A 13,886-nucleotide genomic window follows, 5' to 3' on the forward strand; every position below is an offset into this window, starting at 1 on the left:
CTCTGTGGAACATGCCAAATGCAACGTATTAGCGAAGGGAGTTATGCATTCATGAGTACGGCGGAGTGGAACATCATTATGGACGAGATAGCGATACGAAGAGCCTTGACCCGCATCACACATGAGATTCTGGAACGGAACAAGGGGATAGACAACTGTGTGCTGGTGGGCATTCGCACGCGCGGCATTTACTTGGCGCACCGGATTGCCGAACGAATCCGGCAGATTGAGAATGTGGATATCCCGGTCGGCGAGCTGGATATTACGCGCTATCGCGACGACGCCAAGCGCGAGCCGGAGCAGAACGGCGAGCTAGGCGCATCCTTCCCGATTCACGACAAGAAAATCATTCTGTGTGATGATGTCCTGTATACGGGTCGCACCATAAGGGCGGCAATGGATGCTCTTATGGACCAGGGCCGGCCGCAAATGATTCAATTGGCTGTCCTGGCAGACCGCGGCCACCGCGAGCTGCCGATACGACCGGATTATGTGGGCAAGAACGTTCCTACCTCTAGAACCGAAGAGATTGTAGTGGCCTTGAAGGAAGTCGATGGTTCAGATGAAGTGAAAATCATACATCACAGGGGGTAATCAACATGGCGGTAGTTCACCTGGAGCGTTCACTGAAAGAACGGAGCTTGCTTGGTTTGAAGGAGATGAGCAAGCAGGAAATGGAGTCCATTCTGGACCGTGCCGATTACTGGAATCGCCAGCCCATCAAAGTAAGCCATGTGCTCAAGGACAAATTCGCCACGAATCTGTTCTTCGAGAGCAGCACCCGAACCCGCTGTTCGTTCGAGGTGGCCGAGAAGCGGCTCGGCGCGGAAGTCATAAATTTCACGGCCCAGGCTTCCAGTGTGGAAAAGGGAGAATCCATCTATGATACGGTGCGGACGCTCGAATCGATGGGGATGGATGCGGGCGTTATCCGCCTGAAGCCGGTAGGTCTCCTGGAACAAATAGCGGAGCGGGTCAAAATGCCCTTGGTCAATGCCGGGGACGGCAACAACGAGCATCCGACGCAGGCGCTCCTGGATATGTATACGATGCGGAAGCATTTCGGAGAGCTGTCGGGTCTGAACGTCGCTATCGTGGGGGATATTCAGCATAGCCGGGTCGCGCGCTCGAATCTGTGGGCGCTGCGGAAGTTCGGTGCGAACGTCAGCTTCTGCGCCCCGGAGCATATGCGGGCGAACGACTTGGATGCCCCGTACATCTCCATCGAAGAAGCGGTGCAGGCCGATGTCGTCATGATGCTGCGCCTCCAGCTGGAACGGCACGAAGGAGATAAGGCGGGGCCGGCGGAGCAATATCGGGCCCAGTACGGATTGACACTTGAACGCGTTGCAGGAATGAAGCCTCATAGCATCATTATGCATCCGGCTCCGGTCAACCGCAACGTCGAAATCGATGACGCCGTGGTGGAATGCGAACAGGCGCGGATTTTTGACCAGATGGCTAACGGGGTGCCGGTGCGGATGGCGGTCATGGAGCGGGCCATGGCGTAACCTGCCGCGGCGGGGCCAGGTTGCGAGAGAGTCGGAATCAAGTACAGAGATGAGAGGGGATCGTCATCATGCTAGTGATTGCGAATGCAAATATATTAAATGAAGCAGAGGAACTTCAGCTTGCGGACTTATGGATAGAGGATGGACACATCCAAAAAATCATTCCTGCCGGCTCGGAACCGGCCGGAGCGGCCGAAGTATGCGATGTGCAGGGCAAATTTGTCTCGGCGGGCTTCATCGATATGCATGTGCATTTGCGCGAGCCCGGCTTCGAACATAAGGAAACGATCGCTACCGGGACGCGTTCAGCTGCCAGAGGCGGATTTACCACGATTGCCTGCATGCCGAATACCCGCCCGGTCCTGGGCACTCCGGAGTCGATTCGCTCCATCTATGACAAGGCGGAGACGGAAGGCATCGTGAAGGTGCTTCCGTACGGCTCCATCACGGTCAATGAGCTGGGCCGGGAGCTGACAGACTTCGCCGCGTTGAAAGAAGCCGGCGCGATTGGCTTCACCGATGACGGAGTCGGCGTCCAGAATGCGCAGATGATGAAGGACGCCATGACCTTGGCCAAGGAGCTGGACATGCCCATTATCGCTCACTGCGAGGATGACTCGCTCGTCAAGGGGCGGGCGGTCACCGAAGGGGAATTCGCCCGCAAGCACGGATTGAAGGGAATTCCGAATGAATCGGAAGCCATTCATGTCGGGCGGGACATTCTGCTCGCGGAAGCGACCGGTGTCCATTATCATGTGTGCCACGTCAGCACGGAGCAATCGATACGCCTTATCCGGCAGGCGAAGCAATTGGGCATCCGGGTTACGGCGGAAGTATGCCCTCACCATCTGCTGCTCTCGGATGAAGATATTCCGGGAATGGATGCGAACTGGAAAATGAACCCGCCGCTGCGCTCGCCTCGCGACGTGGCCGCCTGCATCGAAGGGCTGGAGGATGGAACGATTGATATTCTCGTCACCGACCATGCGCCGCATAGCGAAGAAGAGAAGGCCAGAGGAATGGAGCTGGCGCCGTTCGGCATCGTCGGACTGGAGACGGCCTTCCCGCTGCTCTACACCCGCTTCGTCGCTACCGGGAAATGGACGCTGTCCTTCCTCATCCGGCGGATGACGACGGATCCGGCCAGCGTATTCGGACTCGCGGCCGGACGGCTGGAGCCGGGAGCGCCTGCCGATATTACGGTGATTGACCTGGAAGCGGAGCATGAGGTGAACCCGGAAGAGTTCTTGTCCAAAGGACGGAATACGCCGTTCACGGGTTGGAAGCTGAAGGGCTGGCCGGTCATGACGCTGGTCGACGGACGCGTCGTATGGAGCAAGCCATAATGGGGACTGAGGCTGTATTTTATACATCATCTCAAGAGAGCTTTACCTTTTGATAATCAAAACAGAGACATCGTATTCTGGCTGTCAGGATACCGACATAATAGAATGACCGTCCCGCAAGGACCGGCAGAGAGCGAGGAGTGAGAGATATGCAGGCTAGATTATTATTGGAGGATGGCACGCTGTTCACGGGGGCCGGCTTCGGAGCAGAAGGCGAGACGACGGGAGAGGTCGTGTTCAGCACTGGGATGACAGGATATCAGGAGGTGCTGTCCGACCCGTCCTACTGCGGTCAAATCGTAACGATGACCTATCCGCTTATCGGCAATTACGGCATTACCCGGGACGACTTCGAAGCGATTCGCCCGCATGTGCACGGCTTCGTCGTCCGCCGGCATGAGCTGGTGCCGAGCAACTGGCGCGCCGAATATTCGGTCGACCGCCTGCTGAAGGAATATAGCATTGTCGGCATCAGCGGCATCGATACGCGGATGCTTACGCGCAAGCTGCGTCACTACGGGACGATGAAGGGAATCCTGACGACGGGAAGCGAGCCGGTCGAAGCGCTGATGGAGCGGCTTGCCGGCACGGAATCGCGCACGGACCAGGTCGCGCTGACTTCAACGAAGCATATTTACTCCAGCCCCGGCAATGGCCCGCGCATCGTGCTGGTTGACTATGGCGCGAAGACCGGCATTCTCAGAGAGCTGACGAAGCGCGGCTGCGATGTCGTCGTCGTGCCCCATGATACGACGGCCGATGAGATCCGGCGCCTTCGACCGGACGGCATTCAATTGTCCAACGGGCCTGGGGATCCGAAGAATGTGCCGCATGCGGTCGCTACGGTCCGCGAGCTTATCGGCGAGTTCCCGCTGTTCGGCATCTGCCTTGGCCATCAAATCTTCGCGCTCGCTTGCGGAGCGGATACCGGCCGGCTCAAATTCGGACACCGCGGCGGCAATCACCCGGTCAAAGAACTGGCGACGAACCGCTGCTATATTACATCGCAAAATCATGGCTATGCGGTATTGGAGGAATCCGTCAAGGACACGGACCTGCAGGTTACCCATATCAATAATAACGACAAGACGATCGAAGGACTCAAGCATGCGACGGCGCCTGCCTTCTCGGTGCAGTATCATCCGGAAGCTTCGCCGGGACCGTATGACAGCAGCTATCTGTTCGACCAATTCCTCGATATGATCCGGGAGCATCAGAGCAATCGGACATCGGTGCCGCGTCAGGCGGAACTGGCCGCACAGCTGAAAGGAGCGCGTTAATATGCCGAAGAACACAGACCTCAAAAAAATTCTCGTCATCGGTTCCGGGCCGATCGTCATCGGCCAGGCGGCAGAGTTCGACTATGCCGGAACGCAGGCCTGCCAGGCGTTGAAGGAAGAGGGCATCGAGGTGGTGCTCATCAACAGCAACCCGGCTACGATTATGACGGATACCAATATGGCGGATAAAGTCTATATCGAGCCGATTACGCTTGATTTCGTCACGCAAATCATCCGCCAGGAGCGTCCGGACGGTTTGCTGCCGACGCTCGGCGGCCAGACCGGCCTTAACATGGCGGTCGAGCTGGCGCGGGCAGGCGTGCTGGAGCAGGAAAACGTGAAGCTGCTCGGCACGCAGCTCGATGCGATTGAACGCGCCGAAGACCGGGATATGTTCCGCGAGCTGATGCGGGAGCTGGAGCAGCCGGTGCCGGAGAGCACCATCGTGACGTCGGTGGAGGAAGCGGTCGAGTTCGCCAACAGCATCGGCTATCCGATTATTGTCCGCCCGGCCTACACGCTCGGCGGCACAGGCGGCGGCATCTGCGATAACGAAGAGGAGCTCCGCGACATCGTCGCCTCCGGCATCCGCTACAGCCCAATCGGCCAATGTCTGATTGAGAAGAGCATCGCCGGCATGAAGGAAATCGAGTACGAAGTCATGCGCGACGCCAATGACAACTGCATTGTCGTCTGCAATATGGAGAACTTCGACCCGGTGGGCGTCCACACGGGCGACAGCATCGTCGTGGCGCCGAGCCAGACGCTGTCGGATCGGGAGTATCAGATGCTCCGTTCCGCCTCGCTCAAAATCATCCGCGCGCTCAACATCGAGGGCGGATGCAACGTGCAGTTCGCCTTGGATCCGCACAGCTATCAATACTATGTCATTGAGGTGAATCCGCGGGTAAGCCGTTCGTCGGCGCTTGCGTCCAAGGCAACGGGCTACCCGATTGCGAAGATGGCCGCCAAAATCGCGGTCGGCTACACGCTGGATGAGATTGTGAACCCGGTGACGGGACAGACCTATGCATGCTTCGAGCCAACGCTGGACTATATTGTATCCAAAATCCCGCGCTGGCCGTTCGATAAATTCACGCAAGCGAACCGGAAGCTCGGCACCCAGATGAAGGCGACCGGGGAAGTGATGGCGATTGGCCGGACGTTCGAGGAGTCGATGCACAAAGCGGTGCGTTCGCTCGAAATCGGGCTCCATCGACTTTGCTTGCCGGAAGCCGCTCAACTCGACAATGCCGAGCTGGAAGCGCGCCTGAAATCGCCGGACGATGAGCGGCTGTTCCTGCTGGCGGAAGCTTTCCGCCGCGGCTATGAGCTGCAGCGTCTGCATGATATCACGAAGATTGATTGGTGGTTCCTGCATAAAATCGAAGGCATGATTGCCTTTGAAGCGCGGATTCGGGAGGAGCCGGCTCTGAGCGAGCAGACGCTGTATGAAGCGAAGCGCATGGGCTTCACGGACCGCGCCATTGCGGAGCTTCGTCATGCGGGTCATCCAGGGGCGGCCCATACGACGGAAGCGGAGGTATCCGCGCTGCGCAAGGAGCTCGGTCTGCGTCCGGTCTATAAGATGGTAGATACGTGCGCGGCCGAATTCGAGGCCTCCACTCCTTACTATTACTCGACCTATGAGACAGAGAATGAAGTCCTCTCTACCGGGAAGGAGAAGATTCTTGTCCTCGGCTCCGGCCCGATTCGGATTGGGCAAGGCATTGAATTCGATTATTCGACCGTGCATGCGGTGTGGGCCATCCAAGACGCAGGCTACGAAGCGGTCATCATCAATAATAATCCGGAGACGGTCTCGACGGACTTCAACACATCGGATCGCCTCTACTTCGAGCCGCTCTTCTTCGAAGACGTGATGAATGTCATCGAGCAGGAGAAGCCGGTCGGGGTCATCGTCCAGTTCGGCGGCCAGACCGCGATTAACCTGGCGGCTCCGCTGGCGAAGGCCGGGGTGCGGATTCTCGGCTCCAGCCTCGAGAGCATCGATGAAGCGGAAGACCGCAAAAAGTTCGAAGCGCTCTTGTCGCGTCTCGGCATCGCGCAGCCGACCGGCAGCACCGTCACTTCGGTCGACGAAGCGGTCGGTACGGCACAGCGCATCGGGTATCCGGTGCTTGTCCGCCCGTCCTATGTCCTCGGCGGACGCGCGATGGAAATCGTCTACTCGGATTCTGAGCTGCTCAACTATATGGAATATGCCGTTAAAATCAATCCGGAGCATCCGGTCCTTATCGACCGCTACATGCTGGGCAAGGAAGTCGAGGTCGACGCGATTTGCGACGGCGAGACGGTGCTCATTCCGGGCATTATGGAGCATGTGGAGCGCGCCGGGGTGCACTCGGGCGACTCGATTGCGGTGTACCCGCCGCAGCATCTGTCCGGGGAGCTGCAGCAGCAGGTGGTCGACATTACGATTCGTATCGCCAAGGAACTGAAGACGATTGGACTTATCAATATCCAGTTCGTAATTTATCAAAATCAAGTCTATGTTATCGAGGTCAACCCGCGCTCGTCCCGCACGGTGCCGTTTTTGAGCAAGGTGACCAATATCCCGATGGCGAACGTGGCGACGAAGCTCATTCTTGGCGCGAAGCTGAACGACCTCGGGTATCAGGAAGGCCTGTGGCCGGAAGACGACCATGTCTCGGTGAAGGTTCCTGTCTTCTCCTTCGCCAAGCTGCGCCGGGTCGAGCCGACGCTCGGACCGGAGATGAAGTCGACCGGGGAAGTAATGGGCCGTGACAAGCAGTATGCCAAGGCGCTGTACAAGGGCCTTATCGGCTCGGGTATGAAAATACCGGCAACCGGAGCGATTGTGTGCACGGTGGCGGATAAGGACAAGGAAGAAGCGGTGCAATTGATGAGAGGCTTCGCCGCTCTCGGCTATAAGCTGATAGCGACAGGAGGCACCGCCACGGCGCTGGAGGAAGCGGGGCTGAACGTCAAGCGCGTCAACAAGCTGACGGAAGGCACTCCGAATATTCTTGACCTGATCCGGAACGGGGAAGCGCACTTCGTGGTCAATACGCTGACGAAGGGCAAGACTCCGGAACGGGACGGCTTCCGCATCCGCCGCGAGGCGGTGGAGAATGGCGTCGTCTGCATGACCTCGCTGGATACGGTGCGCGCGCTGCTCGAGATGCTGGAGCAGATTAATTTCTCTTCGCGTCCGATGCCGGCCATCCGGAGCTAAACGAATAGATATAGATGCGCGACAAGCAATCGGGGAGGCCTGCGGGCCTCCCCGATTGGCGGGATGCGCATGGAGAGGAAAGTATGTATGATAGCGGGGGGAAGAATATGAGTCATACGGTATCATTTGAACAGGCGGCGAGCCGGGTGATGGTCGCGCTGGATTATGCCGGGACGGCGGAGGCCCAGAGTCTTATTGAACGGCTGGAGGGCATTCCTTGCTATATGAAGGTAGGCATGCAGCTGTTCTACGCGGGCGGTCCTTCCTTCATCCGCGAGCTCAAGGAGCGCGGGTACAGTGTGTTTTTGGATGTGAAAATGCATGACATTCCAAATACGGTCAAGGGCGGGGCGAATAGCATTGCGAAGCTGGGCGTCGACATGTTCAACGTTCATGCGGCCGGAGGCAAAAAGATGATGCAGGCGGCCATCGAGGGCGTCGAGGCGGCCCGCGCGGCCGACCGTTCGCTGCCGCGTCCGGTGATTATCGCCGTTACGCAGCTCACGAGCACGAATACCGAGGTCATGAATGAAGAGATCGGAATTCCCGGCACGGTCGAAGAGACCGTCGTCCGCTATGCGAAGCTGACGCAGGAAGCCGGACTCGACGGAGTCGTCGCTTCTCCGCATGAGGTGAAGAGCATCAAGGCGGCCTGCGGCGCTTCGTTCCGCACGGTTACGCCGGGCATCCGGCCGAAGGGAGCTCCGCTCCAGGATCAGTCCCGCGTGATGACCCCGGCGGAAGCGATGCGGCATGGCACGGATTTTATCGTCGTCGGCCGTCCGATTACGGAAGCGGCGGATCCAAGGGCAGCCTTACTATCCATTATCGAGGAGTTGATGCAACGATGACCACGACGAAGAGAGAACGCGAGATTGCCGGACATTTGTTATCCATAGAAGCGGTGGCGCTGCGGCCGCATGAGCCGTTCACCTGGACATCCGGAATCAAGTCCCCTATCTACTGCGATAACCGCTTGACGATGTCTTACCCTGAGATTCGGGGAGCCCTTGCCGAAGGATTCGCTTCCTTGGTCAAGGAATATGCGCCGGATGCCGAAGTCATCGCCGGGACGGCGACCGCCGGCATTCCGCACGCGGCCTGGGTCGCGGACAAGCTGGGGCTGCCTATGGCTTACGTTCGCGACAAAGCGAAGGGACACGGGAAGCAGAATCAGATCGAGGGCTTGATTCGGCCGGGGCAGAAGGTCGTCGTGATCGAGGATCTGATCTCGACCGGGGGCAGCTCGCTCAAGGCGGCGATGGCCGTCAAGGAAGCCGGGGCGGAGCCGCTTGCCGTATTCGCCATCTTCAGCTATGAGCTGGAAAAAGCGGAGCAGGCGTTCCGGGAAGCCGGAATCCCGCTGCACACGCTGTCCCGCTATACCGCCCTCATCGAGACGGCTCTGGAGAGAGGCGTCATCCAAGCGCGGGACCTTGATGTACTGGCATCGTGGCGCGTCAATCCGGCAGGCTGGGGCAAATAGCGGAGGAGAGCATAAGTTGAGCCTAACCGACATAATGGTTAGGTTTTTTTTCTTTTCCGGCAAACAATTAACAATAAATCTAGTATAACGTAGTAGGTATAAACAGGAAACGAACGGAAGCCGGGACATCTTTAATATTTAAGCAATATTTAAGGGAAATGACGGTATCGCATTACAAAGATTGTAACTTTTCTTTCTTTCCAATCGTTTATACTTAGGATGAGTTTTTGACGATATGTCCGAGAAAGGGGCGAATAATGCAATGAAATGGCTTCGCAAACGGAAGAAGTCAGACCGTGCCGAGGCATCCCCGGCTCTCGCGGCGAACCAGCAGGAAGAAGTGGCGCAAGAGAAGACGGAATACATACAGGACAAGACCCAAGCTGCAGCATGGCCTGCCCGGGCCCATCCGATCTCTCCGGATCAACCGCTCCTTGAAGTTCGCGGGGTGGAGCGCACGTTCCAGGTCGGCAGCCAGAAGCTGCATGTGCTCAAAGGAATCGAGATGGAAGTGCACCCGGGCCAACTGGTCATGCTGAAGGGCCGATCCGGGTCAGGGAAGACGACACTGCTGAATATGCTTGGAGGGCTCGATCTGCCCACGAAGGGCGAGATCCGGTTCCGCGGGGAACCGTTCTCGACATGGAGCGATGACAAGCGCACGATGACGCGGCGCAGCGAGATCGGGTTCATTTTCCAAGCTTATGCGCTTATGCCGCTATTGTCCGCTTATGAGAACGTTGAACTGTCGCTGCGGATGGCTAATGTGCCCCGCCATCTATGGAAGGAGCGGGTCCAATATTGCCTTGAGATGGTTGGATTGGGCAAGCGCATGAGCCACCGTCCCTTCGAAATGTCGGGGGGAGAGCAGCAACGGGTTGCGATAGCCAAATCGATTGCTCATAAGCCGCTGCTGTTATTGGCCGACGAGCCGACAGCGGAATTGGATTCACAAATGGGGGCTCAGGTCATGGGCGTATTCCGGCAAATCATTCGTTCGGAAAAAATCGCCATCTGCATGACCACCCACGATCCCACAATTTTGGAGGTAGCTGATCATGTTTATGAAATGGTCGACGGAAGATTCATCACCTAGAAGCGGGCGCAAATGGCGCCGTGCCGCACTGGCGCTAATGTGCGGGATGCTGGTGTTCACGTCCGCCTGCTCGCTTCTGCCGGATGAAGAGGAAGAGGAAGTGATACCGACCATCACGCCGCCTTCGGTATCGAAGAAGCCGGAATATGAAGTGGTTCGGAAGGATATGGTGGTCCCTGTCTCCATGACGGGCAAATTAATGTCGGAACAGGAAGATATCCTGTTCTTTACGCTGGACAACAAGCCGATCAAGAACATTTATGTCAAGAACGGCGATTCGGTCAAAAAAGGCCAGGTCATCGCGGAGCTTGACGTGGACGATCTGAAAAAGGATCTGCGCCAGAAGCGTCTGCAGCTGCGGGCCGAAGAAGTGAAGATGAAGGAGACGCTGCGCAAAAAAGACGAGATGGATCCGGTCGAGTTCGAGGAAGCGCAGATCTTGTTCGAACAGAAGCAGCAGGATCTTGTCGATCTCCAGACGGATATCGACAAGGCGACGCTTACCGCTCCGTTCACGGGCACGGTCGTGTCGGTGACGGCGAAGAAGGGCGCGATGTCGAAGAAGTACGATCCGGTGGCGATCGTCGCGGATACGACCCGGCTGACCGTCGCCGCGCAGCCGTCGAAGGATGATCTGAAGCGCATCACGCCGGGGATGGAAGCCCAGGTCAGCATCAACTCGGTTGAAGGCGTGATTAAGGGCAAGGTCAAGGCGCTTCCGCAGCCATCGAACGATAATAATGGAGGCGGCCAGGGCGAGCAGCCGGAGCAGGACCGGATCGACAAGTATATGACGATCGAGGTGGAGAAGCTGCCGAAGGGAGTCACCCGGGGCACCATGCTTAGCGTCACCGTCGTGACGAACAGGATCAAGGACGCGATCGTCATTCCTCCTTCCGCCCTGCGCACGATCGGTTCACGGACCTACGTGCAAGTCGCCGACGAGAACGGGAAGCGGGAAGTCGACGTCGAGGTTGGGGTGCAGCTGCCGACCGAGATTCAAATAAAAGCCGGACTTGAACCGGGTCAGAAAGTAGTGGGCCGATAAGATGGGAATTCCGTTACTGCGTTTTTTGTTCCGTAAAATGTGGAATACCCGCTGGCTGACGGTGAGCTCGTTGGTAGGGCTTATCGTCGCCGTCTCTTTTACGGTCAGCATCCCGATGTACTCCGACGGGGCGTTAAAGCGTGTCGTAACGAAGACGCTGCAGGAGAACGGCGGGGGATTGCCGGCGGGTTCGCTATTGATGAGGTATCAAGGCGCAAGTGGAGCGAAGCTTGATCCGAACGCGCTGCAGGAAGTCGACCGGTATATCCGGGAAGACGTCAAGGAACAGATCGGCTTCCCCGTTCAGGAATTCGTCAACTTGCGGATTCTCCGCACGACGGAAGTCTATCCGGTCGATCCGACGAAGGTCGATGCGAGCCGGGTCCGATCGATGACGTTAGGCTCCCTGTCGGATCTGGACGATAAGGTCGAATGGACGAACGGCAAGCTGTATGGAGACGGAGAATCCGGAGGCGTCATCGAAGCGGTGATGCTCGAGGAAGCGATGTACCGGAACGACCTTCATGTCGGCGCGGAACTGGAGTATCCGATCAGTGGTCCTAATCCGACGACGCTGCGCATCAAAATCGTCGGCACCTTCAAGCCGAAGGACGAGACGAGCCCGTATTGGTTCCAGGGACTGGAAGGCTTGATGAGCTCGCTCATCGTCTCGCCGGAGACCTTCGACAAGACGATTATGGGCGAGCACAAAGTCGCTCTTCAGCAGTCAAGCTGGTATTATGCTTTTGATCTGCGAGAGGTGCAGACCAGTCACTTGGCGCCGTTGGATCGGACGCTGAATCGTCTCGGCATCGAACTGTATCAGAAGCTGCCCGGGACGCAAGTGGAAATCTCGTTCGCGAAGGTGCTGGACGAATTCCGCAGCCAGAGCATCCAGTTGCAGATGATGCTGTTCACGCTGGCGGCGCCAATGATCGCCATGGTGTTCTATTACATAGCGATGAATGCCAATCAGGCATTGGAGAAGCAGCAGAGCGACATTGCGGTTCTGCGGAGCCGCGGCGCCAGCACGAGGCAAATTATATGGCTCTATTTGCTGGAGGGCCTTATTCTCGGGGCGGCCGCGCTTGCGATTGCGCCGCTCATCGGCTGGTTCATGGCCAAATCGATCGGATCGGCCAACGGATTCCTTGAATTCGTCAACCGCAAATCGATTCCGGTCGGATTCACGTCCGACGCGGTCATTTTCGGTACGGTCGCGGTTCTGATTGCGCTCATGGCCAGCGTCATCCCGGCCGTCCTGTTCGCGCGCCAGTCGATCGTTAATTTGAAGCAGAAGCTGGCACGCAAAGACAAGAGTCCGGTCTGGCAAAAATGGTTCCTTGATGTTCTGCTTCTTGCCGCAGCAGGATATGGATATTATATGCTGAACCAGCAGCAGCTTCTGTCGTTCAAGACGGGGATGACCTCGGATCAGCTGCAAGTGCAGCCGTTTCTGTTCTTTATCCCGGCACTGGCGATATTCGCTTGCGGCCTGTTCTTTTTGCGGCTGTTTCCGCTGCTGCTGCGTCTGTTCCAGTGGCTTGGCGGCAAGCTGCTGCCGGTTCCGCTGTATTTGACGCTGACGCAGCTCTCCCGATCCGCGAAATCATATTATCCGCTAATGATTTTGCTTATTCTGACGCTTGGTCTTGGCGTATATAATGCGTCGGCCGCCCGGACGATCGACACGAATTCAACCGAACGGACGCTGTATCAATATGGCGCCGATGCCATCATCGAGACGGTATGGGAGAGCACGCTCGTCGTGGATCGGAAGGATCAAGGGGGCAATAAAGGCGGCAACAACGGAGGCAATAATGGAGGGGGCGGTGGCGGAGGTCCGGGAAGCCCGGGCGGGCCTGGCGGGCAGCAGCCTCCGAAAGGGAAGCAAATTCTGAACGAACCGCCATTCGAAGTGTTCCGCAAGCTGCCGGGCGTCGAGGCGGCCGCCAGAGTGATGCAGGCGAAGGGGAATGTCGTTGTCTCCGGACGTTCTATCGGCCAGGGGATGGTCGTCGGCATCGATAATGACGAGTTCGCGAAGGTGGCCTGGTTCCGGAACGATTTGTTCCCTCAACACCCGTTTAAATATTTGGATGCATTAGGGAAGTATTATGAGGGCGCCGCCGTCATTATTCCGACCAATATCGCGAAGACGTATGAGTTGAAACCGGGGGATGTCATTTCGATCTCCCTTCAGGATCAAATGGTGGAGTTTGTCGTCGCGGCGATACTCCCGTATTGGCCGAGTCAATATCCGGATCAGACGCCGTTCTTTATTACGAATCTGGAATATATTTATGATCAGGTGCCTCTCATGAAATACGATGTATGGCTGAAGATGAAGGAGAAAGCGCCGCTTGCGCCGGCACTGAAAGAACTTCAAAAAGCAAACATCGAGATTGTCACCTACAAGGATGTGCGGAGCGAATTGGCACGACTGAGCAAGCATCCGACTCGCGGAGGCATCTTCGGCATTCTGAGCATGGGCTTCTTGATTTCGGTTATCATTTCGCTTATCGGCTATTTGCTCTACTGGTTCTTCAACTTATCGAGCCGCGTCGTGCAGTTCGGCATACTGCGGGCGATGGGTCTGTCGCGCCGGCAGCTGACCGGGATGCTGCTGCTGGAACAAATCTTCACCGCCGGTTTATCGATCGGCATCGGTATTTTGCTTGGCAAGCTGGCTAGCCGCCTGTTCCTTCCGTTCCTGCAATCGGCGGAAAATGCGAAGATGCAGGTGCCGCCGTTCCGAATCATTTTCGATGCGAAAGATACGATGCAGCTGTATGCCGTGGTCGCGGTCATGATTCTGACGGGCGCGACGCTGCTGTTCATGCAGATTCGCAGGCTGCGGGTTCATCAAGCCGTGAAGATGGGAGAGGAGCGTTAAGCG

Annotated in this window: 10 protein-coding genes; all 10 read left to right on the forward strand. The window is 57.3% G+C overall.

Annotated features, from left to right (window positions below):
- The first annotated feature begins 51 nt into the window (after positions 1 to 51).
- The 10 genes from pyrR (at position 52) to L6439_RS08925 (ending at position 13,883) form a co-directional block, all read left to right on the forward strand.
- Entirely contained in the window at positions 52 to 594 is a 543-nt protein-coding gene (pyrR, locus tag L6439_RS08880; protein ID WP_168178928.1) for a bifunctional pyr operon transcriptional regulator/uracil phosphoribosyltransferase PyrR, read from the forward strand.
- A 5-nt stretch (positions 595 to 599) separates the two neighbouring features.
- Complete coding sequence (locus L6439_RS08885) at positions 600 to 1,511, forward strand: aspartate carbamoyltransferase catalytic subunit (protein WP_168178927.1); 912 nt, start codon at positions 600 to 602, stop codon at positions 1,509 to 1,511.
- A 68-nt stretch (positions 1,512 to 1,579) separates the two neighbouring features.
- Positions 1,580 to 2,857 (forward strand): dihydroorotase, encoded by a 1,278-nt coding sequence (locus L6439_RS08890; RefSeq protein WP_213469098.1) that lies wholly within the window; start codon positions 1,580 to 1,582, stop codon positions 2,855 to 2,857.
- A 149-nt stretch (positions 2,858 to 3,006) separates the two neighbouring features.
- Positions 3,007 to 4,137, forward strand: coding sequence for a carbamoyl phosphate synthase small subunit (locus tag L6439_RS08895; protein ID WP_213469099.1), 1,131 nt, complete (start codon positions 3,007 to 3,009; stop codon positions 4,135 to 4,137).
- Position 4,138: 1 nt separating this feature from the next.
- Positions 4,139 to 7,357: a carbamoyl-phosphate synthase large subunit gene (gene carB, locus L6439_RS08900; RefSeq protein ID WP_213469100.1), complete on the forward strand. Its 3,219-nt coding sequence runs from the start codon at positions 4,139 to 4,141 to the stop codon at positions 7,355 to 7,357.
- 107 nt (positions 7,358 to 7,464) lie between these two features.
- Positions 7,465 to 8,208, forward strand: a complete 744-nt coding sequence (gene pyrF, locus L6439_RS08905) for an orotidine-5'-phosphate decarboxylase (protein WP_213469101.1) — start codon at positions 7,465 to 7,467, stop codon at positions 8,206 to 8,208.
- Positions 8,205 to 8,843, forward strand: a complete 639-nt coding sequence (pyrE, locus tag L6439_RS08910) for an orotate phosphoribosyltransferase (RefSeq protein WP_168178922.1) — start codon at positions 8,205 to 8,207, stop codon at positions 8,841 to 8,843. Before pyrF ends, pyrE begins: the two co-directional genes overlap by 4 nt.
- Positions 8,844 to 9,105: 262 nt before the next feature.
- The gene (locus L6439_RS08915) at positions 9,106 to 9,939 is read left to right on the forward strand and encodes an ABC transporter ATP-binding protein (RefSeq protein WP_237096794.1); all 834 of its coding nucleotides are present in this window, start codon (positions 9,106 to 9,108) and stop codon (positions 9,937 to 9,939) included.
- Entirely contained in the window at positions 9,902 to 10,987 is a 1,086-nt protein-coding gene (locus tag L6439_RS08920) for an efflux RND transporter periplasmic adaptor subunit (RefSeq protein WP_168178920.1), read from the forward strand. The genes L6439_RS08915 and L6439_RS08920 overlap by 38 nt, the downstream gene beginning before the upstream one ends.
- A 1-nt stretch (position 10,988) precedes the next feature.
- Positions 10,989 to 13,883, forward strand: coding sequence for an ABC transporter permease (locus tag L6439_RS08925; RefSeq protein ID WP_213469102.1), 2,895 nt, complete (start codon positions 10,989 to 10,991; stop codon positions 13,881 to 13,883).
- Positions 13,884 to 13,886: the final 3 nt, after the last annotated feature.

The sequence above is a fragment of the Paenibacillus dendritiformis genome (assembly GCF_021654795.1).
Classification (GTDB): Bacteria; Bacillota; Bacilli; order Paenibacillales; family Paenibacillaceae; genus Paenibacillus_B.